The 24592-nt window shown below is 72.7% G+C and carries 21 protein-coding genes; 7 read left to right on the forward strand and 14 right to left on the reverse strand.

Annotated features, from left to right (window positions below; genetic code table 11):
• Positions 1-25: 25 nt before the first annotated feature.
• Positions 26-1189 (reverse strand): cysteine desulfurase family protein, encoded by a 1164-nt coding sequence (locus tag ACQPY4_RS31360; protein WP_433339106.1) that lies wholly within the window; start codon positions 1187-1189, stop codon positions 26-28.
• A gap of 160 nt (positions 1190-1349) precedes the next feature.
• Here ACQPY4_RS31360 and ACQPY4_RS31365 point away from each other — a divergent pair, with 160 nt between their 5' ends.
• Both ACQPY4_RS31365 and ACQPY4_RS31370 read left to right on the forward strand, forming a co-directional pair.
• On the forward strand, positions 1350-1871 hold the full coding sequence (locus ACQPY4_RS31365; protein ID WP_433326989.1) for a TetR/AcrR family transcriptional regulator: 522 nt from the start codon (positions 1350-1352) through the stop codon (positions 1869-1871).
• 76 nt (positions 1872-1947) lie between these two features.
• Positions 1948-3132 carry an MFS transporter gene (locus tag ACQPY4_RS31370; protein WP_433326991.1) on the forward strand — a complete coding sequence of 395 codons (1185 nt, stop codon included), beginning with the start codon at positions 1948-1950 and terminating at the stop codon, positions 3130-3132.
• A gap of 50 nt (positions 3133-3182) precedes the next feature.
• Here ACQPY4_RS31370 and ACQPY4_RS31375 read toward each other — a convergent pair whose 3' ends face one another.
• The 9 genes from ACQPY4_RS31375 to ACQPY4_RS31415 all read right to left on the reverse strand — a co-directional run bounded on the left by ACQPY4_RS31375 (position 3183) and on the right by ACQPY4_RS31415 (position 15086).
• A complete protein-coding gene (locus ACQPY4_RS31375) occupies positions 3183-4133 on the reverse strand; it encodes an electron transfer flavoprotein subunit alpha/FixB family protein (protein WP_433326993.1) in 951 nt (316 codons plus the stop codon).
• A gap of 22 nt (positions 4134-4155) precedes the next feature.
• A complete protein-coding gene (locus ACQPY4_RS31380) occupies positions 4156-4935 on the reverse strand; it encodes an electron transfer flavoprotein subunit beta/FixA family protein (RefSeq protein WP_433326995.1) in 780 nt (259 codons plus the stop codon).
• Positions 4936-5146: 211 nt separating this feature from the next.
• Complete coding sequence (locus ACQPY4_RS31385; RefSeq protein WP_433326997.1) at positions 5147-6964, reverse strand: protein kinase domain-containing protein; 1818 nt, start codon at positions 6962-6964, stop codon at positions 5147-5149.
• Positions 6965-7004: 40 nt separating this feature from the next.
• On the reverse strand, positions 7005-9599 hold the full coding sequence (locus ACQPY4_RS31390) for a protein kinase domain-containing protein (protein ID WP_433326999.1): 2595 nt from the start codon (positions 9597-9599) through the stop codon (positions 7005-7007).
• Positions 9600-9618: 19 nt separating this feature from the next.
• Positions 9619-11541, reverse strand: coding sequence for a serine/threonine-protein kinase (locus ACQPY4_RS31395; protein WP_433327002.1), 1923 nt, complete (start codon positions 11539-11541; stop codon positions 9619-9621).
• A gap of 53 nt (positions 11542-11594) precedes the next feature.
• Entirely contained in the window at positions 11595-12431 is an 837-nt protein-coding gene (locus tag ACQPY4_RS31400; RefSeq protein ID WP_433327004.1) for a serine/threonine-protein kinase, read from the reverse strand.
• 42 nt (positions 12432-12473) lie between these two features.
• Entirely contained in the window at positions 12474-13424 is a 951-nt protein-coding gene (locus ACQPY4_RS31405; protein WP_433327006.1) for an acyl-ACP desaturase, read from the reverse strand.
• A 200-nt stretch (positions 13425-13624) separates the two neighbouring features.
• Positions 13625-14404, reverse strand: coding sequence for an SDR family NAD(P)-dependent oxidoreductase (locus tag ACQPY4_RS31410; protein ID WP_433327008.1), 780 nt, complete (start codon positions 14402-14404; stop codon positions 13625-13627).
• A gap of 31 nt (positions 14405-14435) precedes the next feature.
• Positions 14436-15086 (reverse strand): NADPH-dependent F420 reductase, encoded by a 651-nt coding sequence (locus tag ACQPY4_RS31415; RefSeq protein ID WP_433327010.1) that lies wholly within the window; start codon positions 15084-15086, stop codon positions 14436-14438.
• Between the two features lie 76 nt (positions 15087-15162).
• Between ACQPY4_RS31415 and ACQPY4_RS31420 the strand changes: the two genes are divergently transcribed.
• Entirely contained in the window at positions 15163-15522 is a 360-nt protein-coding gene (locus tag ACQPY4_RS31420; RefSeq protein WP_433327012.1) for a winged helix-turn-helix transcriptional regulator, read from the forward strand.
• Positions 15523-15531: 9 nt separating this feature from the next.
• Here the strand turns inward: ACQPY4_RS31420 and ACQPY4_RS31425 are convergent, their stop codons facing one another.
• Positions 15532-16314, reverse strand: coding sequence for an enoyl-CoA hydratase/isomerase family protein (locus ACQPY4_RS31425; RefSeq protein ID WP_433327014.1), 783 nt, complete (start codon positions 16312-16314; stop codon positions 15532-15534).
• Between the two features lie 128 nt (positions 16315-16442).
• Here ACQPY4_RS31425 and ACQPY4_RS31430 point away from each other — a divergent pair, with 128 nt between their 5' ends.
• The 3 genes from ACQPY4_RS31430 to ACQPY4_RS31440 all read left to right on the forward strand — a co-directional run bounded on the left by ACQPY4_RS31430 (position 16443) and on the right by ACQPY4_RS31440 (position 20759).
• Positions 16443-19595, forward strand: a complete 3153-nt coding sequence (locus ACQPY4_RS31430; RefSeq protein WP_433339108.1) for an SNF2-related protein — start codon at positions 16443-16445, stop codon at positions 19593-19595.
• Positions 19595-20395, forward strand: coding sequence for an SWIM zinc finger family protein (locus ACQPY4_RS31435; RefSeq protein ID WP_433327016.1), 801 nt, complete (start codon positions 19595-19597; stop codon positions 20393-20395). The genes ACQPY4_RS31430 and ACQPY4_RS31435 overlap by 1 nt, the downstream gene beginning before the upstream one ends.
• A gap of 67 nt (positions 20396-20462) precedes the next feature.
• Positions 20463-20759, forward strand: coding sequence for a hypothetical protein (locus tag ACQPY4_RS31440; RefSeq protein WP_433327018.1), 297 nt, complete (start codon positions 20463-20465; stop codon positions 20757-20759).
• A 21-nt stretch (positions 20760-20780) separates the two neighbouring features.
• On the opposite strand, the gene ACQPY4_RS31445 is transcribed toward ACQPY4_RS31440, so the two are convergent.
• The gene (locus ACQPY4_RS31445; RefSeq protein WP_433327020.1) at positions 20781-21623 is read right to left on the reverse strand and encodes a M55 family metallopeptidase; all 843 of its coding nucleotides are present in this window, start codon (positions 21621-21623) and stop codon (positions 20781-20783) included.
• Between the two features lie 76 nt (positions 21624-21699).
• Here ACQPY4_RS31445 and ACQPY4_RS31450 point away from each other — a divergent pair, with 76 nt between their 5' ends.
• Positions 21700-22821, forward strand: a complete 1122-nt coding sequence (locus ACQPY4_RS31450; protein ID WP_433327022.1) for a lipase family protein — start codon at positions 21700-21702, stop codon at positions 22819-22821.
• Positions 22822-22835: 14 nt separating this feature from the next.
• On the opposite strand, the gene ACQPY4_RS31455 is transcribed toward ACQPY4_RS31450, so the two are convergent.
• Positions 22836-23390, reverse strand: coding sequence for a TetR/AcrR family transcriptional regulator (locus ACQPY4_RS31455; RefSeq protein WP_433327024.1), 555 nt, complete (start codon positions 23388-23390; stop codon positions 22836-22838).
• A 58-nt stretch (positions 23391-23448) separates the two neighbouring features.
• Positions 23449-24579, reverse strand: a complete 1131-nt coding sequence (locus ACQPY4_RS31460; protein WP_433327026.1) for a sensor histidine kinase — start codon at positions 24577-24579, stop codon at positions 23449-23451.
• Between the last annotated feature and the right edge of the window lie 13 nt (positions 24580-24592).

A 24592-nucleotide genomic window follows, 5' to 3' on the forward strand; every position in this document is an offset into this window, starting at 1 on the left:
TGGACCCCGAAAGCAAAGAACCGCCCTAGGTGAGGCCGGCTCGGCGGGCTCGGGTCACGGCGGGGGCGATGGCCGTGGTGAGGGCTTGGATGTCGGCTTCGGTGGTGGTGTGGCCCAGGGAGAAGCGCAGGGAGCTTCGGGCTCGGGCCGGGGGCTCGCCCATGGCCAGCAGGACGTGGCTGGGCTGCGAGACGCCCGCGGAGCAGGCCGAGCCGGTGGAGCAGGCGATGCCCCGGGCGTCCAGGAGCATGAGAAGGGCGTCGCCCTCGCACCCGGGGAACGAGAAGTGGGCGTTGCCGGGGAGGCGGTCTACCGGGTCGCCGTTGAGGACGGCGTCGGGAACGACCTCGCGGACCGCGGCGATCAGGCGGTCGCGCAGGGACGCCAGGCGGGCCGCCTCCTCGTCCCGCTGGGCGACGGCGACGCGGACGGCCGCCGCGAAGCCCGCGATGGCGGGGGTGTCGAGGGTGCCGGAGCGGACGTCACGTTCCTGACCGCCGCCGTGCAGGACGGGCACGGGGTCGAGGGCCGTGCTGAGCAGGAGCGCGCCGACGCCGAGCGGGCCGCCGAGCTTGTGGCCGCTGAGCGTGAGGGCCTGGGCGCCGCTGGCGGCGAAGCCGACGGGGAGCTGGGCGGCGGCCTGGACGGCGTCGGTGTGGAAGGGGACGCCGTGCTCGGCGGCGATCGCGGCGAGCTCGGCCACCGGCTGGACGGTGCCGACCTCGTTGTTGGCCCACATGACCGTGATGAGCGCGATGTCGTCGGCGGAGGCGCCGATCGCGGTGCGCAGGGCGTCCGGGGTGACGCGGCCCTGGGCGTCAACGGGGACCCATTCGACCCGGGCGCCCTCGTGGTCGGCGAGCCACTGGACGGCGTCCATGACGGCATGGTGCTCGACGGCGCTCGCCAGCAGGCGGGTGCGCGCGGGGTCGGCGTCGCGGGCGGCCCAGTAGACGCCCTTGACCGCGAGGTTGTCGGCCTCGGTGCCGCCCGAGGTGAAGACGACCTCGCTGGGACGGGCGCCGAACGCCTCCGCGATGATCTCGCGGGACTCCTCCACCACCCGGCGGGCGCGGCGGCCGACCGCGTGGAGGGACGACGGGTTGCCCGGTTCGGCGAGTTCCGACGTCATCGCGGCGATGGCCTCGGGCCGCATCGGGGTCGTCGCCGCATGGTCGAGGTAGGTCACCACGGCGTCAACATTATCCGCGTCCGGCCTCTTCCCCGGCGATCGGGTGCGAAGGACGGGACGGACGGGAGAGACGCAGGTCACAGGGGCCGTGAGGGGAATAAAGAAACTCCTGGGCGGCTTTGCAACTGTACCGTCCGGTCGGTACAGTAAAGAGGTCATGAAAAAGAACGCCCTGCTCGACGCCGCCGAGTCCCTGCTCTTCGAGCACGGGACGCAGGCGCTCACCCTCGCGGCGGTCGCCGAGCGCGCCGGGGTGTCCAAGGGCGGTCTGCTCTACCACTTCTCGTCCAAAGAAGCCCTGGTCAAGGCGATGGTGGCGCGGGTCATCGAGGAGTTCGACGAGGTGATCGCCTCGTTCTACGACGGGACGCCCGGGTCCTACACCCGCGCGTACGTCGAGGCGACCTTCGAGATCATCTCGGGTGAGTCGCGCGCCTACCGGCGATGGTCGGCCATCACGGCCGCCGCCACCGATCCCGAGCTGGCCGAGCCGCTCAACCAGGCCATGGCGCGCTGGCACGGGCGAGATCCCGGCGAGGATCCGGACCCGGCGTCGGCGACGATCGTCCGCCTGGCCGCCGAGGGTCTGTGGGAAGTGGTGAGCCACGCGCCCGAGATCTACGGCGCCGAAGAACTGGCCGCGCTGAAACAGCGGCTGCTGGCCCTGCTCCAGCGGTAACGCCCCCTGGCTGGAGCGTTCCATCATCCTGCCCCGGCTCAGGGGCGTGCACGACGATCCGAGAAAGAGGTGAACCATGCTGTTCCGCGCGCGTACGGGAGCCTTCCTGACCTTCGCCCTCACGGGGCTCATCTGCGGTGTCTGGGTGGCCCGCATGCCCGCGCTGGCCGAGAAGTTCCACACCAGCGAGAGCGAGGTCGGCATCGTCGTCCTCGTCTGGGGTGTCGGCGCGCTCGTGGCCATGCAGGGTCTGCGCGCGGTCATGGCACGGGTGGGCAGCCGGTCGGTGCTGCGCGTCGCGCTGCCCGCGACGGCCGTGGCCTACGCGCTGGTCGCGGTGGCGCCGTCCTACCCGCTGCTGCTCGGCGCGGTCGCGCTGTTCGGCATGGCCTTCGGCGTCGCGGACGTCGCCATGAACGCCCAGGGCAGCGTGGTCGAGCAGGCCTACCGCCGTCCGGTGATGAGCGGGATGCACGCCGGCTGGTGCGTCGGCGCGATGAGCGGCGGGCTGGTGGGCGTCGCCACGGCGGCGCTCGGGCTGAGCTTCACCCAGACGGTGCTGGTCACCGCGATCGCGTCGCTCCCGGTGGGCTTCGCGCTAGGCCGCACCTACCTGGCCGACCCGCCGGTCCGCGTCTCCGGCGCGGAGGGCGGCCGCGCCCGGATGCCGCTGGCGGTCTACCTGATCGGCGGGCTGGCGTTCATCGCGTTCATGCTGGAGGGCTCGATCGCCGACTGGAGCGGGCTGCTGCTCCACGACGAGATGGGCGCCTCGCAGGCGCTGGCCGCGCTCGGCTACCCGATGTTCGAGCTGGCCATGCTGATCGGACGGCTCTTCGGCGACCGCGTCAGGACCCGTCTCGGCACCCGGCGGCTGCTGTTCGGAGCCGGCGTCGGCACGGCGCTGGGCATGGCCGTGGTGGTCGTGGCCCCGAACGCGCCGGTCGCCATCGCCGGGTTCTTCGTGACCGGGCTGCTGGTCTGCACCGTCGTCCCGACGACGATCTCCCTGGCCGGGACGGCCGCGCCCGGGCAACCGGCCGCCGCCGTCGCGCAGGTCGGCGCCATGGGCTACGGCGGGCTGCTGCTCGGCCCGGTCGTGGTCGGCTTCCTGGCGGACGCCACGTCGCTGCGGATCGGCGTCGCGGTGACCGTCGTCCTGGCCGCGCTGATCGCCGTGGGGGCGCGGGTGGCGCCGCTGGGCTCGTCCGGCACCGTCGTCCCGGCCAAGGACGCCGAACTGGAGCCCGCCACCGCCTGACGGCAAAAGGGAACGCCCCGGCTCACCGAGCCGGGGCGTTCCTCGCGGGATCACTTGCGCTTGGTGATCTCCTCGGTGAGCTGCGGCGCGACCTGGAAGAGGTCGCCCACGATGCCGTAGTCGACGAGCTCGAAGATCGGCGCCTCGGGGTCCTTGTTGATGGCGACGATGGTCTTCGAGGTCTGCATGCCGGCCCGGTGCTGGATGGCGCCGGAGATGCCGACCGCGATGTAGAGCTGCGGCGACACCGTCTTGCCGGTCTGGCCGACCTGGAACGAGTGCGGGTACCAGCCCGCGTCGGTCGCGGCGCGGGACGCGCCCACGGCCGCGCCGAGCGAGTCGGCCAGCCCCTCGATGATCTTGAAGTTCTCCGCGCCGCCGACACCGCGGCCGCCGGAGACGACGATCGCGGCCTCGGTGAGGTCGGGACGCTCGCCCTTCTCCTGGACGACCTTCTCCACGACCCTGGCGGCCTTGTCGGAGTCGGTCAGCTCGACCGAGACCTGCTCCTCGGCCGGGGTCGAGGCCGCGGCCTCGGGCGCGATGGAGTTGGGCCGGACGGCGATGATCGGCGTCCCGGTCTTCACCCGGGCGTGCGCGATGATGCCGCCACCGAAGATCGAGTGCTCGGCGACCGGGCCCTCGGTGACGTCCACGACGTCGGTGAGGACGCCGGAGCCCGTCTTGACCGCCAGCCGTCCCGCGACCTCCTTGCCCTCGGCCGTCGCGGAGACCAGCACCGCCGCCGGGGACTTCTCGCCGACCAGCTTGGCCAGCAGGGCGGCCTTGGGGGCCACGACGTAGGAGGTCAGCTCCTCGTCGGCGGCCACGTAGACCTTGGCCGCGCCGTACTCGGCCAGCTTCTCCTTGGAGTTCTCATAACCCGGGCCGACCCATACCGCCGCCGCCTCACCGAGGCGACGAGCGGCCGTGAGCAGCTCAAGGGTGACCTTCTTGACCTCACCGTCGACGTGGTCGACGAGGACGAGAATCTCAGCCATTGTTCCTAATCCCCTTCCTCGCTCAGACGAACTTCTTCGACGCGAGGAACTCGGCGATCTTGGCGCCGCCGTCGCCCTCGTCGGTGACGATCTGCCCCTGGGCGCGGGGCGGGGCCTCGGCGAAGTCGACCACCTCGGTGGCGGCGTTCGCGATGCCGACCTGCCCGGCCTCGATGCCGGCGTCGGCGATGCCGAGCGTCTCGACGGGCTTCTTCTTGGCCGCCATGATCCCCTTGAACGAGGGGTAGCGCGGCTCGTTGATCTTCTCGACGACGCTCACGACCGCGGGCAGGCTCGCCTCGACCTTGTCGAAGCCGTAGTCGGTCTGCCGCTGGACGGTGATCGCGGTGCCGTCGATGTCGACCTTGTTGGCCAGCGAGAGCTGCGGGACGCCCAGGCGCTCGGCCAGCATCGCCGCCAGCACGCCGGTGCGGGCGTCGGTCGACTCCGACCCGAGAACGACCAGGTCGAACCCGGTCCGTCCCAGCGCCTGCTGGATGGCGTAGGAGGTCTGCAGCGCGTCGGAACCCGCCAGCGCGGCGTCGACGAGGTGGACGGCCTTGTCGGCGCCCATGGCCAGCGCCTTGCGGATGGACTCGGCGGCCTTGTCGGGCCCCATGGACAGAACGGTCACCTCGCCGCCCTGGGCCTCCTTGATGCGCAGCGCCTCTTCGATGGCGTACTCATCGAGCTCGTTGATGACACCGTCCGCGGCACCACGGTCGAGCGTGCTGTCTTCGGACTTCAGCTTGCGCGGGCTCTCCGTGTCGGGAACCTGCTTCACCAGGACGACGATGTTCATGGCCGGTGGCCGACCTCCCTGCACTCATTCAGCCGCCTGACGGCGGTCAGAGGGGCGCCGCCCATGACGGGTCGACGCGTGCTGTTGCTGTTTAGCGCCTCACAGCTTGTCAAAGACCCGAACGCGCTTCGGCTTCGGGTCCCCGTTTCGGCCGTGCGTCCCCGATGTTACCGGTCGGTAGACCTGTGGCAAATCCCGGCTCGATGAGACCTTACCCACGCCGGACGTCCCGTCCCCCCAAACCGGAGTCCGACAGGCAGCCCAGCGGCCGGTCGCACAGCAGCGACGTCTGGAGCCGCCCGACGGCTTCCTGCAGCGTGTGCTGCGTCCCGTAGAGCGGCGCGAAGCTGGGCGTGACCGAAATCGCCGCGACGACCGAAAGAAAGGCCAGCACCCCGAGCGCGACGCCCGCCGCCGCGATCCGCCTCGGCACCCGCGCGACCGCCATGAACGCCCGCTCCAGCCGCCGCCGCGGCCCGTTCGCACCCAGGGACGTCCAGAGGACAAACGACGCCGCCCCCGCCCCGTAAGCACAAGCCACCAGCGGCTCGACCTCGACACTGAAGGCCGCCATCCCGGCCAGCCCCACCGGCACGATCACGGCGATCACCGCCGCCAGCACAAGCGTCGCCGCCGCCCGAGCCACCGCCCCGACCCGCCCACCCGAAGGCGACGCCCCCAAAGCCACGAGCCCGCACACCGACAACACGAGCCCCGGCACGGGCATCACGATCGTGACCGCCACCGCGATCACCACCACCATGACCGACAGCAGCCGAGCCCACGCCTGCGCAACCCCCAGCGCATGAGCATCAAACGCCCCACCAGCACCACCCCCGGCCACAACGTAGCCACCCGACCCGGCGGGGCCCCCTTGCGCACTTTGAGCACCCCGCCCGGCACGAGCGCCCGACCCGGTCTGAGCACCCGACACGACGCCAGCATCCGGGACGGCATGTGCACCCGACGCAGCATGGGCACCCCGCGCGACGTCAGAGCCCGACGCGACGTGGGCCCCCGGTGCGGCGTTGACGCCCGACGCGCCACCGGCGCCCCGCGCCGCGTGCGTGCCCAGCGCAGCGTCAGCCTCCGACACGGCGTCGGCGCCCAGCCCGGCGCCAACGTCCGGCGCGGCGCTTGAACTCCGCGCGACGTCAGAATCCGGTGCGGCGTGAGCACTTCGCGCGACGTCAGCTCCCGAAGGGACGTCAGCGTCCTGCGCCGCGTTGACACCCGGCGCGGCTTGCGCATCCCGCGCGGTGTCGAAACTCGGCGCGATGTGAGCACCCGGTGCGGCGTGAGCGCTCGGGGCGGGGGCGGGAGGCGGGGTGGGGGCGGGGGTGGGGGGTGAGAGTTTTATGGGGGCGGGGTGGGGTGGGGGTGTTGGGCGGGGGGTGGGGCCTAGGTCTAGGAGGGCTGCTTGGATCGCCAGGTCGTGGGCGGTGGGGCGGGCGGCGGGGTCGGGGGCGGAGGCGGCTAGCAGGAGGGGGCGGAGGGGTTCGGGGATGGTGGCTGGGGAGGTGTTCTCTCGTTCGCCGATCGCGGCGTGGGCTACGACCGTGGCCCAGGCGAAGATGTCCTGGGACGGGTCGCCGTGGGGGGTGACGGCGAAGTCGACGACGACCGGGGCGTCGTCGACCATCAGGACGTTGCGCGGGACGAGGTCGCCGTGGGCCAGGCCGGTCTCGTGAATGGCGGCGAGGGCCTTGGCCAGGCCGAGGGCCATGCGGCGGAGGACGGAGCCGCGCAGCGGGCCGCGCTCGGCGAGTTCCTCGTCCAGGGGGCGCCCGGGGACGAAGCGGCTGACGAGATAGGGGCGGTCGGCGGCCGTGTCGCCGCCCAGGACGTCCACCACATAGGGGCTGAGGACGTGCCGCATCCGTTCGATGTCGTAGCGCCGCCCCGCCGGGAGCATCCGGAGGGCCACGTCGCGGCCGTCGGGTCCGGCGGCGCGGTGGACGTGCCCCCCAAGCCGGGAGAGCAGCCGGTAGGGGCCGATGTGTTCCTGGTGGCTCGTTTCCCCGCTCATAGGGCTCGCCACCTTACCCGCGGCGCCCGCACGAGGGGGGTCAGGCGTAACCGAGACGGCGGAGCTCCTTTTCCAGCATCGTCAGGAACGCGTCGACCTCTTCGCGCACGTACGCCTCGCGGAGCCGCCGGACGGTGAACTCGCGGCTCCGGACGTCGTCGGCGCCGACCACCCGCGACAGCTGGCGGCGGTCGCCGGTCAGCCAGGTGGCGACCTCGGCGACGAACGCGTCGACCTCGGCGGGGTCGTAGCCCTCCTTGAAGCGGACGCGGGTGAAGCGCGCGCCGCCCAGCACGGTCACGACCCGCCGGACGTCCACGAGCTGTCCCGGGAGCAGCGAGCGGCCGGACAGGACGGACTTGGCGTGGGCGGCGTACATGCGGGCGGCGCGGATGATCTCGGCCAGCCTCGGGGCGTTGGCGGGGATGCCCGTCCCCGCCTGCGCGTCGCGGACGGCCCGCTCGCACGAGGCCAGGGCGCGGCGGGCGTAGCCCTGCGCGTGGTCGGCCTGGGCGCCGCCGAGGGCGCGGCACCGTTCGGCGGCGCCGAGGTCGCGCTTGGCCTCGGTCAGCGAGACCTCGATCACCGACACCGTCAGCGCCATTCCGGCCTGGAGGAACGCCTCGCGGCCACCGCGGCTGGGCGGCGGTGGACGGTGGGCCTCGGGCTGCGGCGGAGCGTCGGCCTTCTCGACGGTGCGGCTCAGCCGGGGCGCGATCTGGCCGGGGTTGGAGAACCGCTCGGCCAGCTCGGACGAAGCGGGCCTGGCCTCGGGGTCCCTGACCAACGCCTCCTGGAGGATCTCGCGCAGGTCGCCGGTGATGCCGTCCAGGTCGGGTTCGCCGTTGAGGACGCGGCGGACGAACGCGGCCGGGCTGGTGGCCTCGTAGGCGCGGCGGCCGGTCGCGGCGAACGCGACGGTGGCGGCCCAGGCGAACACGTCGGCGGGCGGCCCGACCTGCTTGCCCTCCAGGACCTCGGGGGCGACGTAGCCCGGCGTGCCGATCGGGCCGCGGGTCAGCGGGGCGGCCCCCGACACGTAGGCGATGCCGAAGTCGATGATCACCGGCTCGTCGCCGACCATCATGATGTTGCTGGGGTTGACGTCGCGGTGGACGCCCGCGGTCTCGTGCACCGCCGCCAGCGCGCCCGCGACGCCGCCCGCGAGCTTGAGCAGCCGGTCGCGGTCGAGCGGGCCGTGCCGCATCACGATGTCGTGCAGCGGCGTCCCCTCGACGTACCGGGTGACGATGTAGGGCGGGTCGGCGTCCATGTCGTGGTCGACCAGCTCGACCACGTGGGGGTTGCGGATGCGGCGCATCGCCTCGACCTCGCGCCGGAGCCGGTCCTTGGCCTGGAACTCGGCGGGCAGGAAGGGGAGCAGCGTCTTGATCGCGACCATCCGGCCGTCGTCGGCGCGGGCGAGGAACACCTCCCCCATGCCGCCCCGGCCGAGCTGCTGGAGCGGCCGGTAGGGGCCGATGGGTGCGAAACCCTCGGTCTTGGCGCGTGCCACACCGCTTGGGCCGCGCACTGCCGCGCCGGGCATGCTGCCGGACGGCATGCTCCGTCCGGGCACGCTGCTCGGGCGGCGGCGGCCCAGGCCGATCGAGTCGGGACGCAGCGCGCGCAGCCGCCGGGCCAGGGTGTCGGCCGAGGGCCTGGCGGCGGGGTCGGCGACCAGCGACTCGGCCAGCAGCCCGTTGAGCTCCGCCGGGACGTCGCCGAGATCGTGGTCGCCCCGGATGATCCGGACGCAGACGGCCGCGTCGTTGGGCGCGTCGTACAGGTCGACGCCGGTGCTGGCGAAGGCGACCATCGCGGCCCAGGCGAACACGTCGGCGCCGGGCGAGGCGTCCGCGCCCTCCAGCATCTCGGGCGCGAGGTACCGCCAGGTGCCCGACCGGCCGCCGCTGTGGGTGAGCCTGGTGTCGTCGATCCCCTGCGAGATGCCGAAGTCGATCACGACGGGCTCGCCGGCCTCCAGCAGCACGTTGCCGGGCTTGATGTCGCGGTGGACGATGCCCGCGGCGTGGATCGCGGCCAGCGCCTCGGCGGTGCCGATCGCGACCCGCCACAGCGCGGCTCCGTTCATCGGGCCGGCGTCGCGGACCTCGTCCAGCAGCGGACGGCCCTCGACGAACCGGGTGACGATGTAGGGGACGCGCGCGTCGGCGTCGAAGTCGACGATCTCGGCGACCCGGGGCGTGCTGACCCGGCCCATGGTCTCGACCTCGCGCCTGAGCCGCTCGCGCGAGTCGCCCTGGTCGACCAGGTGCGGGTGCAGCGTCTTGACCGCGACGACCCCGCCCTGGCCCGTCCGGGCGCGGAAGACCTGGCCCATGCCGCCGGACCCGATGAGCTCGACGGGCCGGTACGGCCCGATCGTCTCGGGCAGGTCGACGCCGCCGCTCTGCGGGCGCGGCGGGCTCGGGGCGGGGACGACCTGACCGGGTAGGCCCTGCCCCGTATGGGGGTGGGCCGCGGGAATGTGCGACGCCTGCGGGCTGGCGGTCTGCGGACGGGCCTGCGGCAGGGGCAGGTCGGGGGCGGGCGGCCAGGGGCCCGGCGCGGAGGACGGCGTTCCGTCCTGCGGGGGCCGGCCCGGTCCGCCGGGCGCGGGTGCGTCGTTCATCGAAGGAGCCCGGCCGCCGTCAGATGTACGGGAGGTCGGCGACGAAGCCGCGGACGTCGCTGCGGAGGTTGTCGAGATCCTGGCTCACGCTGTCCATCGGGGTGGTGTCGGGGGTGCCGCCCTGCGAGAGCCCCACCAGGACGGCCGCGAAGACGCCGACCACGGCGGCGGCGCCCGCCGCCGCGCCCTGGCTGGGCAGGAACGCGCCCCACATGCGGGCCATCTGGCGGCGCGGCGCGCCGCTGCCGGGGGCCAGGCAGAGCAGCCCGATCATGGCCATGCAGGCGAAGGCGATGGCGCGGTTGCCCTGCATGTCGGGTTTGGCGAACATCAGCCCGGCGACGACGATCACTCCCGCGAGCGAGGCCAGGGCCGCGAGCAGCCCCGTGACCAGCAGGGCGCCGGGCAGGTGCAGGGGCGCCTTGACGGCGGCGGCGAGCGCGTCGCCCGACCTCGGGCCGCGCCGGGTCTGCTTGCCCTCCATCGTCTTGGCGGCCTTGTCGCCCATCCTGAGCACCAGCACGCCGACCACCGTAACGGCGACGGCCAGCAGCGGGGTGATGTTGGCGAATCCCAGCAGCGCGACCAGGACCAGGAAGCTGAGCACCCGGAACCAGCCGTAGGGCTTGGGCCGGTCGCGGTCGGGGGTGCGGGCCGGTTGGTCGCGCCTCTGCGGGTCGAGCTCCTGCCCCTGGGTGCCCCGGTTGTTGTACTGCTGGTTGTAAGGGCCGTAGGGCACGGGCTGCTGCCCGGACTGCCGCCCGGATTGCGGCTGGTAGGGCGCGTAGGACGCGGGTTGCTGCTCGTGGGGGCCCGGGGCGGGCGGGGGGACGGGCGGCGGCGCAGCCGGGGGCAGCAGGCCGACGAAGTCTTTCGGCTGTGCCGGGACGGGCGCGGACACCGGGGAGGGAGACGGAGCGGGCGTCGGGGGCGGCGTCGACGGCCCCGGATTCGGCGCCGAGGTCTCGCGCGGCGGCGGGGCCACGGGCATGGAGAACTGCCGGGCGTGGTCGACCGGCACGTTCTCCGGCGCCTGGCTGTCGTGTCTGCTCTGGGGGGACGACCCCCCAGGCCCCCCGGTACTTGCATCGGGACGCGTGTAGTGCTCGTCGACCCGGGTCTGGTCGGTGATCGTGGCTTCGAGATGGATGCGCCGGGTGAGCTGCACCAGGTTCACGGCGGTCGGGCGCTCGGCCGGGTGCCTGGCCATCGCCGAGCGCACCACCGGCAGCAAGCCCTCGGGCACGCCGCTGAGGTCGGGCTTCCCCTGCATGATCTTGTAGAAGATCGACTCGAAGGTGCCGGAGCCGAAGGGCGGACGGCCCGTCGCGGCGTAGGCGACCGTTCCGGCCCACGCGTGCACGTCGGACGGCGGACCCGCGTCCTCGCCCTCGATGATCTCGGGCGCGAGGTAGCCGGGGGTGCCGATGACCATGCCGGTGGCGGTCAGCCGGGTCTGGTCGGCGGCCTGGGCGATGCCGAAGTCGATCACGATCGGCTCGCCGTCGACCAGCATCACGTTGCCGGGCTTGAGGTCGCGGTGGGTGATGCCCGCGCCGTGGATCGCCGACAGCGCGGCGGCCAGGCCGACCCCCAGGCGCTGGAGCCCGGCGGCGTGGATGGGGCCGCTCTCCTCGACGATCTCTTCGAGGGTGCGGCCGGGGACGTACTGGGTGACGATGTAGGGCTGCTCGGCGGTGACGTCGGCGTCCAGGATCTCGGCCACGTGCGGGCTGTGCACCCGGCGCATCGCGTCGACCTCGCGCGCGAGACGGCGCCGCGCGGTGGCGTCACCGGCGACCTGGGGACGCAGGACCTTGATGGCCACGTTGCGGCCCTCGGGGTCGGCCGCGAGGTGCACGACGCCCATACCGCCTTCCCCCAGCGTCCTCAGGGTGCGGTAGTTGCCGATACGGTCCCCGGACGTGACAACCCCCTCCATCGTTTCCGAAACCCTACCTTCGTCCTCGGGGCCAAGTGGATCTAAGTCGCATCTCAGGCGGCCGTGACCTGGTGCCCTTCAGTGACGGTCCCGCTCCACTCCGCGAGGAGCCCTGCCAGGGCGCCCGCGAACCAGCGCGCGGAGGGGCGGTCGGCGGGCTCGCGGCGCAGCCCGGCGCGGACCAGGCCGGCGATCCGGCGGTCGACCCCGTCGAGATCGGCCTCGCCGCGCAGGATCCGGAAGCAGACGCCGTGCAGCGAGCCCCGGCCGAAGGGAGGACGGCCCGTCGCGGCGAAGGCGACGGTCGCGGCCCAGGCGAAGACGTCGGACGCGGTCGTGGCGCGCCCGCCCTCGATCAGCTCGGGCGCGAGGTAGGCGGGGGTGCCGATGACCATTCCCGGCCGGGTGACCTGCTCGGCGCCCGCGTGGTGGGAGATCCCGAAGTCGATCAGCGTGGGCCGGTCGCCCAGGGTGATCACGTTGGCGGGCGCCACGTCGCGGTGGAGCACTCCCGCATCGTGCACCGACGCCAAGCCCAGCGCCAGCCGCCGCGCGAGGCGCGGCAGCCGGACGCCGTCGACCGGCCCGTAGGACTCGACCAGGTCGTCCAGCGGGAAACCCGTCACGTACTGCATGACGACGTAGGGACGCTCGCCGGAGAGATCGCCGTCCAGCAGGCGCGCCACGTAGGGGCTGTCGACCCTGCTCTGGGCCGCCATCTCCCGCGCGAGCCGGTGCCGTGCCTCCGGCTCGCCCACGAATCCGTCCTGCAGTTCCTTGACCGCGACCTCGCGGCCGAAGGAGTCCATGGCCAGGTGGACCACCGCCGTGCTCCCCCGGCCGATCTCGTCCAGCAACCGATAGCCGCCCAGTCGCCGATGAGTCCCCATGTCACCTATGACGCCGAAAACCGGGCAGACGTTCCGGTCGATTCAGCCCTGTTCCTGGCGGGCGGCCTTGCGGGCCTTGCGCTCCTCGCGGCGCGTCTCGAACTTGGTGGCGGCCGTGTCGAGGTGCTGGAGGAAGTCCGCGAGCTCCTCGCGGGCCTTCTCGCCCTCGCCGCTGAAGTCGGTGCGGTCGAAGATGTTCCACTTGCGCAGCACCGGGACGAGCACGTCGTCGTGGTGGAGCCGCAGGTCGTAGATGCCCGCGTTGGCGATGACCACCGACTTGCGCATGAAGCCGTCGATGGAGTGGCCGGGCATCTGGAAGTCCTTGACGACCTCGGTGATCGCCCGCATGGTCTCGTTGGGGGCGATCTCCAGGGCGGCGCCCAGCAGGTTCCGGTAGAAGATCATGTGCAGGTTCTCGTCGGCCGCGACGCGGGCGAGCATCTGCTCGCAGACCGGGTCGCCCGACGCCCTGCCGGTGTTGCGGTGCGCCACTCGGGTGGCCAGTTCCTGGAACGACACGTAGGCGGCCCCGTGGAGGAACTCGGTGCCGTGCGCCGCCTCGTAGCCGACCTCCATGTGGTGCATGCGCGCGCGTTCGAGCGCGATGGGGTCGACGGCGCGGGTGACGGTGAGGTAGTCGCGGATGACGATGCCGTGCCGGTTCTCCTCGGCCGTCCACCGGTTGACCCAGGTGCCCCAGGCGCCGTCACGTCCGAACACCTCGGCGATCGCCCGGTGGTAACCGGGGAGGTTGTCCTCGGTGAGCAGGTTCACGATGAGCGACTCGCGCGCCTCGTTGGTGATCTTGGAGTCTTCGATCGACCACTCCTGCCCGCCGAGCGGGCCGTCGTAGTCGCGCCCCTGCCCCCACGGCACGTACTGGTGGGGGAACCATTCCTTGGCCATCGACAGGTGCCGGTCGAGTTCCTTCTCGACCACGGGCTCGAGGTCGAGCATCAGGCCGGTCTGGAATTTCGTCTCGGACGTCACGGGCTGCCTCTGCTTTCCTCGCTGTACGACCCGCGCGCCCCTCGGCGGCGCCGCGCGGGACGGCTCAGCAGGACGAACGGAACCTACTAAACCGTAGGTTCGATGGTCGCGACCGGGAGGTGGGTACGTCAACTCACCCCGGCAACAATGATTCCGGGGTCGTTCTTGTAGTTATGAGCGAAACCCGGGCGCGGGGATTGTCACCCGGCCCCGGACTGGCTGTCGGCGGCCTGCTGCCACATCCGGTTGACGGCGGCCCTGAGCAACGGCCTCGGGACGAGTTTCAGCGCCGGAAGAGCGACCTTGTACTGCGCCCCGGGGACGCACAGCGCCCGTCCGGCCGACACGGCGTCCAGTCCCGCGCGGGCGACGTCCGCGCGCCGCAGCCACAGGAGGTTGGCCTCGGCCTCCTCGTCCGTGCGGGTGAACCCGGGGCACAGCGCGGTCACGTGCACGCCCTTGCCCGCCACCTCGGCGTGCAGGCTTTCGGAGAAGGAGGACACGTACGCCTTCGTGGCGCCATAAGTGGCGCTCCCGGGGGACGGCGTGAACCCCGCCATCGACGCCACGTTCAGCACCCCGCCGCGCCCCTTGGCGATCATGCTGGGCAGCGCGGCGTGGGTGAGCCGCACCAGCGCCACCACGTTGAGGTCGATCTCGCGGAGCTGGTCGTCCAGGGACAGCTCGGCGAACGAGCCGAACGCCCCGTATCCCGCGTTGTTCACCAGGAGTTCCACCGGGTCGGCGCGCAGGCGGCGCTCGACCTCCTCCCGCTCCAGCGGGTCGGTGAGGTCGGCGGCCACGACCTCGACCGCGACCCGGTACCGCTCCACCAGCTCGCGGGCCAGCCGGTCCAGCAGGTCGGAGCGGCGGGCCACGATCACCAGGTCGGTGCCGCGGCCCGCCAGCAGCCGGGCGAAGCTCTCACCGATGCCGCTGGAGGCGCCGGTGACCAGCGCCGTTCGGTACGCGTGTCGCATGGCGGGAGAGCCTAGCCATTGACAGGGTGCCTTACCCTGCCGAATCGGCGGGCCGGGGCTCCCCGATGGCGAATTCCAGGGGCGGGAGCATCGTGGCCGGGTCGTCCCCCGCCACGTACAGGCCGACGACGAACGCCGCCGTGGCCTCCAGTTGCCCGGCCCGGTCGAGCCCGCCGCCGCGCAACGGCTCGCAGCCGAGGTCGCGCACCAGCCCTTCGACGACCTTCAGGGCGCCGCGGTCGTCCCCGCAGAGCGGCACCCCGAGCGGCCGGCCGTCGAACTCCGGCGGCGTCCTGCGCCAGACGCTCTCGTGGCACAGGTTGAACGCCTTCACCACGTGCGCCCCCGGGACGGCCGCGGCGATTCCCTTGGCCCCGTTCGGGCTCTTCACCGCGAAGTCGGGATTGGCGAAGGTGTTGGTGCAGTCGATCAGCACCCGTCCCTCCAGCGGGCCCACCTCCGCCAGCACGTCATGCACCCCCGGGTACATGACGGCCAGCAGCACCGCCTCCCCGAACCGGGCGGCCTCGCGCAACGTGCCCGCGCGCACCCCGATCCGGGACGCGAGCGCCTCCGCCCTGGCGGGCACCCGCGCTCCGATCATCACCTCATGCCCCGCACGCGCCCACTGCGTGGCCAGGGCGTCCGCCATGTTCCCGGCGCCGAACACTCCGATCCGCATTCGCGGCCTCCTAGCGATTACCGTCGTTTCCGCAGACGCTAGAAGGGCCGATAGGCACCGTTAGGTAGGCATCGGAATGAGAAGCACCGGCGACGTCTTCCTCGCCGACTGCCAGGCGCGGCTGGGGTTCGACCTGCTCACAGGGGCCTGGACGAGCGTCGTCCTTTACGCGCTCCGCGAGGGTCCGCTGCGCCCGGCCGACCTGCGCGGCCAGATCGGGGGCATCAGCCCCAAGGTCCTCAACGAGACGCTGCGGCGGCTGGAGCGCAACGGCCTGGTGAGCCGCCGCCGCTACGCCGAAGCCCCGCCCCGGGTCGAGTACGAGCTGACCGCCCCGGGACGGGGCCTGCTGGAGCCGATCGCGGCGCTGGGCCGCTGGTCGCAGGAGCACGGCGAGGCGGTGCTCCGCGTCCAGGAGAGCAACGGGGTCCTCTGACCGCCGTGCTCAGCGTCCGGAGAACTTGGCCTTGCCCGGGCCTTCCTCCATGAAGCTCTTCATGCCGGTCTTCTGGTCTTCGGTGGCGAAGAGGGCGGCGAACCGGGTGCGCTCGATCTCCAGTCCGGCTTCGAGGTCGGTCTCGATGCCCGCGTCGATGGCCTGCTTGGCGGCGCGCAGCGCGAGCGCGGCCCCGCCGACGAACGTCGAGGCCCACTCGCGGGCGGCGGTGTAGACCTCGGCGTCGGGCACGACCCGGTCGACCAGCCCGATCCGCAGCGCCTCGTCGGCCTTCACATGCCGTCCGGAGAACACCAGGTCCTTGGCCCGGGACGTCCCGATCAGCCGCGCGAGCCGCTGGGTGCCGCCCGCCCCCGGGATGACGCCCAGGGTGATCTCCGGGACGCCGAGCTTGGCGCCCTCGCCCGCGACGCGGAAGTCGGCCGTCAGCGCGGTCTCCAGACCGCCGCCGAGCGCGTACCCGGTGACGGCGGCGATGACCGGCTTGGGAATCGCGGCCAGGGCCTTGGCGAAGTCCTGGAGCAGGTGCGAGTGCCCGGCCGACATCTCGGCGTCGGACATCGGGGCCATCTCCTTGATGTCGGCGCCCGCCGCGAACACCCGCTCGCCGCCGTAGAGGATCACCGCGGCCACCGCGTCGTCCTCGGCGACCTGCCGGGCCGCCTCGATCAGCTCCCGCTGCATGGCCGCGTCGAGCGCGTTCATCTTCGGCCGGTCGAGCCGGATCGTCGCGACCCCGTCCTCGACCTCCACCCGCACGAACTCGCCCACAAAGCCCTCCAACCGTTGGCCGCCACTCGACAAGCCGAGCATAGAACCCGGCCCGCGGGCGACCGTCGGTGGCCGCTGGTAGCTTCGGGACCTGCCGTGACAACCGCACGACCGGGGGATCTTCCGTGTTGCTCGTCGCTCATGCCACCTGGCATGGAGGCGCCCTGTGCCTGTGGGCCGAGCGCACCGGCCCCTACGAGCCCGACCCCGACGCGCACCCGTTCGCCACCCGCGACTTCACCGGCACCTCCTACGAGCCGCTGGTCAAGGGCGCGTTCCGGGTCGAGCTGAAGATGGCGCTCCCGACCCACGGCGACCACCCGCTGCCCTCGGCCGAGCTGGGCCCCGAGCCGTTCGAGGGCGAGCCGTCCCTGCACATCTGGCGGGTGCCCGCGCTGGTGCTCGAACCGTTCCCGGCGATGGCGCTGCTCCAGGCCGCCGAGCACAGCGGCGACGTCGTCCCCGGCACCGACCTGCGCTTCCTGTCGCTGCTGGCCGAGGAGGCCGTCCGCCTCACCGAGCGCGGCCAGGTCCTGCCCGCGCTGCTGCGCGAGGACGGCGACCTGGTGGCCCGCTGGCGTCCCGTGCTGGACGACCCGCGCCGGTTCCGCGACCTGGTCGCCGCCATGCCCGCCGCCTGCCGCGCGGCCGACGGCGGCCGCCCGGCCGCCGAGGTGCTGCGCGAGGCGCTGTCCGGGCTGGTCGACACCTCGGTGCGCGGGCTCGTCCCGCACCCGCTCCTGCCGCCGCGCAAGGGCAAGGTGCCCGACCGTATCCCCCTCGCCGAGCGCTGGTTCGAGGCGCTCACCGGCCCGGACGCCACGGTGCCGCGCGAGCCCGGCGACGACCCCGACGACCTGATGGCCGAGCTGGACGCCTGGGCCGCCTCCACCCGCCGCCCGGCCGGTCCGCTGGGTTTGACTTTCCGGCTCTGTGAGCCCGTGGGGGGGCGACCCCCCACACCCCCCGACGGGCTGCGCCGTCCTCACTCCGCTGGCGCTCCGCTCCGGGCGGCACAGCCCTTGGCGGGGGCTCCGCGCCCCCGCACCCCCGCCAGGGGCTCCGCCCCTGGACCCCTCGAAGATGCGGACGACGCGGATATCCGGTCCGAACTCGAACCCCTCGACGCCGAGCCGGGCGACGCGTGGCGGGTCGAGTTCGCGCTGCAAGGGACCGACGACCCGAGTTTGTACATTCCCGCGTCGCTGGTGTGGGCGGGTGAGGTGGGCGTGGTTGCCGGGGCCGAGGAGGTGCTGCTGGCGGGTCTGGGCCGGGCGCTGCGGCTGTTCCCCGACATGGCGCCCGCGCTCGACGGGCCCGCGCCCGGCGAGGTCGAGCTCGACACGGCCGGGGCGTTCCGGTTCCTGCGGCGGGCGGCGCCGATGCTCGCCGCCGCCGGGTTCGGCGTCCAGTTGCCGCAGTGGGCGGGCAAGGCCAAGCTCGGGATGAAGCTCACCACCCGGTCCGAGGAGGGTGAAGGGTCGGGGGCCGCCGCGTCGTCCGGGTTCGATCTGAAGGGCATGGTCGACTTCCGGTGGGACCTCGCCATCGGCGACGAGACCATCGACGAGGCCGAACTCGAGGAGCTGGCCCGGCTGAAGGCGCCGCTCGTCCGGCTGCGCGGCCAGTGGGTCGAGCTTGACGAGGAGCAGCTGGAGGCCGCGCTCGACTTCCTGCGCCAGCCCCGGCGCGGCCGCATGTCCGCCGCCGAGGCCATGCGGGCCGCGATCCACGCGGGCGAGGACGCGCTGCCGCTGACCGGCCTGGACGCCGACGGCGCCCTCGGCGACCTGCTCTCCGGCGAGGCCGACCGGCGGCTGACCCCGCTGAGCACGCCCGGCGGCCTCGACGCGGTGCTGCGCCCCTACCAGGAGCGCGGCCTGGCCTGGCTGGCCTTCATGGACGACCTGGGCCTGGGCGCCCTGCTGGCCGACGACATGGGCCTGGGCAAGACGATCTCGATCCTCTCGCTGCTGGTGCACGAGCGCGAACGGGCCCGTCCCGACCCGACTCTGGCCGTCCTGCCGATGTCGCTGGTGGGCAACTGGCAGCGCGAGGCGGCCCGGTTCGCGCCCGAGCTGCGCGTGTACGTCCACCACGGCACCGGACGCCATCGCGGCGACGACCTGGCCGAGGCCGTCGCGGGAGCCGACCTGGTCCTGACCACCTACGGCACCGCCACCCGCGACGCCGAGATGCTGGCCGGCATCTCCTGGGGACGCGTCGTCTGCGACGAGGCCCAGGCGCTGAAGAACAGCGGCACCCGGCAGGCCAGGGCCGTGCGCGGCATCCCCGCCCGCAGCCGCATCGCGCTGACCGGCACGCCGGTCGAGAACCACCTCACCGAGCTCTGGTCGATCATGGAGTTCGCGAACCCGGGCATGCTGGGTCCCCGGCCGGTGTTCCGCGAGCGGTTCGCCGTCCCGATCGAGCGCGACGGCGACGAGGGGGCGGCGCTGGCGCTCAAGCGCGCGACGCAACCGTTCATCCTGCGCCGCCTCAAGACCGACAAGACGATCATCTCCGATCTGCCGGAGAAGCAGGAGATCAAGGTCTACTGCAACCTGACCACCGAGCAGGCCTCGCTCTACCAGGCCACGGTCGACGACATGCTCGCCCAGATCGCCGAGGCCGACGAGAAGCAGCGGCGCGGCCTGGTCCTGGCGACCATGGCCAAGCTCAAGCAGGTCTGCAACCACCCGGCCCAGCTGCTGAAGGACGGCTCGCGCCTGCCGGGCCGCTCCGGCAAGCTCGAACGGCTGGAGGAGATCTGCGCCGAGGTCCTCGACCAGGGCGAGAAGGCCCTGGTGTTCACCCAGTACGCCGAGTTCGGCTCGATGCTCCAGCCCTATCTGGCCTCGCGCCTCGACCGTCCGGTCCTGTGGCTGCACGGCGGGACGCCCAAGCAGCGCCGCGACGACCTCGTCCAGCACTTCCAGGCCGACCCCGAGCCGTCGGTGTTCCTGCTCTCGCTGAAGGCCGCCGGAACCGGGCTGACGCTCACGGCCGCCAACCATGTCGTCCATGTCGACCGCTGGTGGAACCCCGCCGTCGAAGACCAGGCGACCGACCGGGCCTTCCGCATCGGCCAGACCAGGAACGTCCAGGTCCGCAAGTTCATCTGCGTCGGCACGATGGAGGAGCGCGTCGACGAGATGATCGAGCGCAAGAAGGCCCTGGCCGACTCGATCGTCGGCACCGGCGAAGACTGGCTCACCGAGCTGTCGGTGGCCGACCTGCGCGAGGTCCTGCGCCTGTCCCCCGAGGCGGTGAGCGACTGATGGACGGCGAATGGCGCGACCCGATCAGGGTCGACGACGGCATCAAGGCCCGCAGCAGGCGCGGCTCGATCGGCGCGCGGTGGTGGTCGCGGCGGTTCATCGACCTGGTGGAGTCGTTCGCCGACCAGGGCCGCCTGCAGCGCGGCCGGTCCTACGCGCGCAAGGGCCAGGTGGTCGATCTCAAGGTCGGGCCGTACGAGGTGACCGCCCGCGTCCAGGGCTCGGTGGAGGAGCCCTACGACGTGGCCCTGGGCATCGACGCGATCGAGGAGTCCGACTGGCGGGCCATCGAGGCCGAGCTGGCCACCCGGGCGGTCTTCCGCGCACGGCTGCTGGCCGGTGAGATGCCCCCGGAGATCGAGGACGTCTTCGCCGAGTTCGGGCTGGCCCTGTTCCCCGAGGACGCGGGCGACCTGCACCTGATGTGCAGCTGCCCCGACTGGGGCGACCCCTGCAAGCACACCGCCGCCGTCCTGTACCTGCTGGCCGAGGCGTTCGACGACGACCCGTTCCTCATCCTGGCCTGGAACGGCCGCACCAAAGACCAGCTGCTGGCCGCCCTGCGCCGGGGCGCGGCCGCGGCGGCGCCCGACCCGTTCGACGTGCCCGACGAGCCGCTGACCGCGTCGGGGTTCTGGACGCCCCCGTCCGGCCTGGCGCGGCTGCGCGAGCGCCCGGCGCCGCCCGTCCCGCCGGGCTTCGTGCTCCAGGTGGCGGCTCCCCCGCCGATCCGTGTCCGCCGCCGCGATCTGGTCGACGTGCTGGCCCCCGTCTACGAGGCGCTCACACCCGACGACTGACCTGCCGGTTTGGGGCAGGAGGGGGACGGCGATAAAGGCAGGGGGAATTTGCCGAGGTCATTGGGGGATGACGATGGCACATCTGGTACATACGGGGCACGAGCACACGCACGGGCCCGCCTGCGGGCACGCGGCGCTGCCCCATGACGATCATGTGGACTACGCGCACGACGGCCACCTGCATCGGGTTCACGCCGACCACTTCGACGAGTGCGAGCCCGAAGACCACCGCGAGCACTCCGGCCACGCGCACCAGCACGGCGAGGGATGCGGGCATGTCGCCGTCCCGCACGGCGACCACGTCGACTACCTGCACGACGGCCACCGTCACGCGGCCCACCAGGGCCACTGGGACGACCACTGACGATCCGCGCGGGGGCGGCTCTCAGCCGTAGTGCCGCCCCGTGCAGCCCACGTCACCGGCGATCGTGGCCCAGACGCCGAGCAGACCGACGATCTCGGTGTAGTCGGACGTCGTGAACTCGGTGGTGCGCGGCTCGGGCAGCTTGACCCCCGGGATCACCGCGCACGACTGCGCGATCGCCGTGGAACTCCATTCCACGGCCAGGGTGTAGGGGGCGCCGACCTCGCGCAGCCGCCACGAGCCGCGGTCGGCCAGGGCCCGGGCGGTGGCGTCGTAGATCAGCCGCTGTGCCCGGGCGGGCGGGATCACCTCGGCCGCGTACCGGTCCGAGCCGCGCTTGACGGCGACGGTCCCGACCTCGCCGAGGACCTCGCGCGCCTCGTCGCAGGCGGCCTGGTCGCCCGCCACCAGACCGACGGGGACGCCGAGCGTGGCGGCGTAGGCCGCCATCAGCAGGATCTCGCCCGCCACCTCGCCGTTGAGGTGGACGTCGCGGATCTCGTTGCCCATCCAGGTGTGGTTCAGGACGCCGTGGGCCGTCCCGGCCCGCGCGTGGTACCCGATGTACAGGGCCACATCGAAGGAGGGGTCGAGCCCTTCGGCCATGCGCATGGGCTTGTACGGCCCGCGGAACAGCGTGCAGCGCTCGTCGATGAGATCGGCGCGGAGGTTCTTCCCGCTGCCGTGGGAGTCGGTGACCAGCACCTCGTCGGCCCCGGCGTCGAAGGCGGCCCGGACGGCGGCGTTGGCGTCGGCCGTCATCAGTTCGCAGCCGCGCTCGTAGCCGCGGCCCCCGGCGCGCATCTCCTCGGGATCGGTGAGCCCCGAGACGCCCTCCATGTCGACCGAGACGAAGATCTTCATGGGCCCAGAGTAGGTCGGACGGCCCTTCTCACGGGAGGGGCGCCGCGCTACGGTAACGCTGATCTTGGAGGTCGCCGTGCGCCGTGCCATCGCCGTGTCCTGTGCCGTTCTCACCGCCGGGTCCGTCGCGCCCGCCGCCGAGGCCGCGTCCCCGGCCCCGGCTCCGGGAACCGTGATCTCCAAGGCACCGCTGCCGTCCCCTCTCTGGCTCCCCGGCACCGGCTCGGCGCAGCGCGTCACCTACGTCTCGACCGACTCGCTGGGCAAACGGGCGGTCAGCAGCGGCGCGGTCTTCGTCCCCAAGGGGAAGCCGCCGCGCGGCGGCTGGCCGGTCGTCTCCTGGACCCACGGGACGGTCGGCCTCGGCGACGGCTGCGCCCCCTCGACCGCGGGACGGTCGCAGCGCGACATCACCTACCTGACCCGCTGGATGCGCGAGGGCTACGCGGTCGTCTCCACCGACTACGTGGGCCTCGGCACCCCCGGGGTCCACCCCTACCTGGACGGCAGGGCCGCCGCCCACTCGGCCGCCGACATGGTCAGGGCCGCGCGGAAGATCCACCGCTCGCTGGCGTCCAAGTGGGTCGTGATCGGCCAGTCGCAGGGCGGCCACGCCGCCCTGTTCACCGCCTCGCTGACCCGGCGCTACGCTCCCGAACTCGACTTCCGGGGCGGCGTCTCGACCGGCGCGCCCTCGAACCTGGAGGGCATCGTCGCCCTCGCGGGCCCCTACATCCCGCACCTGCCCGTCGATGATCTGACGCCCTACACCGCCTACATCCTGGCCGGGCTCCGCGCCGCCAGGCCCGCCTTCGACCTGGACCGCTACCTCACGCCTCTGGGCAAGACGATCGTCAAGGACGCCGAGACCCTCTGCTACGACCCGATGGTCGCGCGCTACAAGAACGTCGGAATCGGCCAGATGCTGAACCGCTCGCTGTTCGACGCCGCGTTCTTCAAGGAACTCCGGAGCGTCATGGAGGTTCCGCTCAGCGGCTACGACCGTCCCTTCTCCATCGCGCAGGGCGTCAGCGACACCACGGTCCCCATCCCCCTCACCCTGAAGCTGGTGGCGGAACTCAAGGTCCGCGGAGCCCCCGTCACCTTCAAGGCGTACCCGGGAGCCGACCACAGCGGCACCATGGCCGCGTCCCTGCCCGACACCACCCAGTTCGTCGCCCGCCTCTTCAAGGGCTGACAGGGCCGCCCGGTTCAGTAGTGCCGGAGGCCGACCAGGAGCGTGCGCGCCCACGGGGCGTCGACCTGGTCGACGCCCATCGCGATCACCGCGTTGCACAGCAGGCCCCGAGCGAAGAAGTCCTGGATCGCCGCCTCGTCCGCGCCGGACACCGCCCGCACGTACTCGACCTCCTTGGCGTAGAGGTCGCGGATCGCGGCGCCGATGGCCGGTTCGCTCGCCGCGCACATGGCCTGGGTGAGAACCAGCATCAGGTTCTTGTCCGCGATCAGGCGCGCGTAGGCGTCCCCCAACGCATGGAGCACGTCCCCCGGGTCGCTGCCCTGCGCCGAGGCCGCGGCCTCGGCGAACACCTCGCGCAGCCGCAGCGAGCAGTGTTCGATCACCGCCACGAACAGCGTTTCCTTGTCGGGGAACAGCCGGTAGACGTACGCCTGGGAGATGCCGGCGGCCTTGGCGACCTCGGCCGTGGTCGTCCCGTAATAGCCGCGCGCGGCGAACGCCCCGATGGCGGTTCGCAGAACCGTCTCGCGACGTTCGTCCGCGGTGGAGAGCTGACGTGGGGCCATGTGAGTAACCAACCACTCATGCTTCTCGGCGTCAACCGGACGCCCCACAGGGGAATCCTCACCCCACAGGCAATACGGCCTGGACTCTGAAGCCGGTTGGGGCGATGGGGGCCGCGGTGAGGGAGCCGCCCAGGGTCTCGGCGCGTTCGCGCATGCCGATCAGGCCGGTGCCGGAGCTGGGGAGGGTGGTTTCGGTGGGGTGGCCGTTGTCGGTGATTTCTACGGTGAGGGTCTCGGGTTCGTGGGTGACGGCGATGGTGACCGTGGTGGCGTCGGAGTGGCGGGCCACGTTGGTCAGGGCCTCCTGGATGATGCGGAAGGCCGCCAGGTCGGTTTCCGGGGGGAGTGTCCCTGTTCCCTTGACCTTGGTGTGGACGAGGACGCCGGTGGCCTCGGTGCGTGCGGTCAGTTCGCCCAGGCGGGCCAGGCCGGGCGGGGGTTCGGTGGGGGCGTCCTCGTCCACCTGGCGCAGGACGCCGAGGGTGGTGCGCAGTTCGCGGAGGGTCTCCTTGCTGGCCTGTTTGATCGCGGCCAGGGCGTCCTCGGCCTGGACGGTGTCGCCGCCGTGCAGGGCTGCGGTGGCCTGGACGTTGATGAGCGAGATGTTGTGGCCGAGCACGTCGTGCAGTTCGCGGGCGATGCGCAGGCGCTCCTCGGTGGCGCGGCGCCGAGCCTCCTCCTCGCGGCCGTGCTCGGCGGCCTCGGCGCGCTTCTCGGCCTCACGGAGGTAGGCGCGGCGGTTGTGGACGACGCCGCCGACGGCGATGACCGCGACGAACCAGCCCGCCAGCAGGTACAGGCCGGCGTCCTGGAGGTGGCTGCCGGTCTCGAACTCGCCGTAGCCGGTGAGGGACATGGCGACGGCGCCCAGCACGGACGCCCACACCAGACGTCCCAGGGCCGCGAGGGTGTAGAGCGCGATGATGAACGTCATCATCATCGGGCCGTCCGGCTCGACCAGCGGGTAGAACAGGCCGCAGGCCACCAGGGTGAACAGGGCGACGGGCACCGGGTAGCGGCGCCGCACGGCCAGGGCTGCGCAGGCCGCCAGCATGAGAACCCAGCCCGCGAAGGGGATGGGACGGGTGTCGTCCTTCTGCGCGACGGCGAGCGTCACCGCGGCCGTGAACAGGAAGGTGGCCGCGGCGAGCCAGGCGTCGGTGCCCCGGAGCCGGGTGGTGATCCCCACTCCTCAATCCTGC

The sequence above is a fragment of the Spirillospora sp. CA-294931 genome (assembly GCF_050946795.1).
Lineage (GTDB): Bacteria > Actinomycetota > Actinomycetes > Streptosporangiales > Streptosporangiaceae > Spirillospora.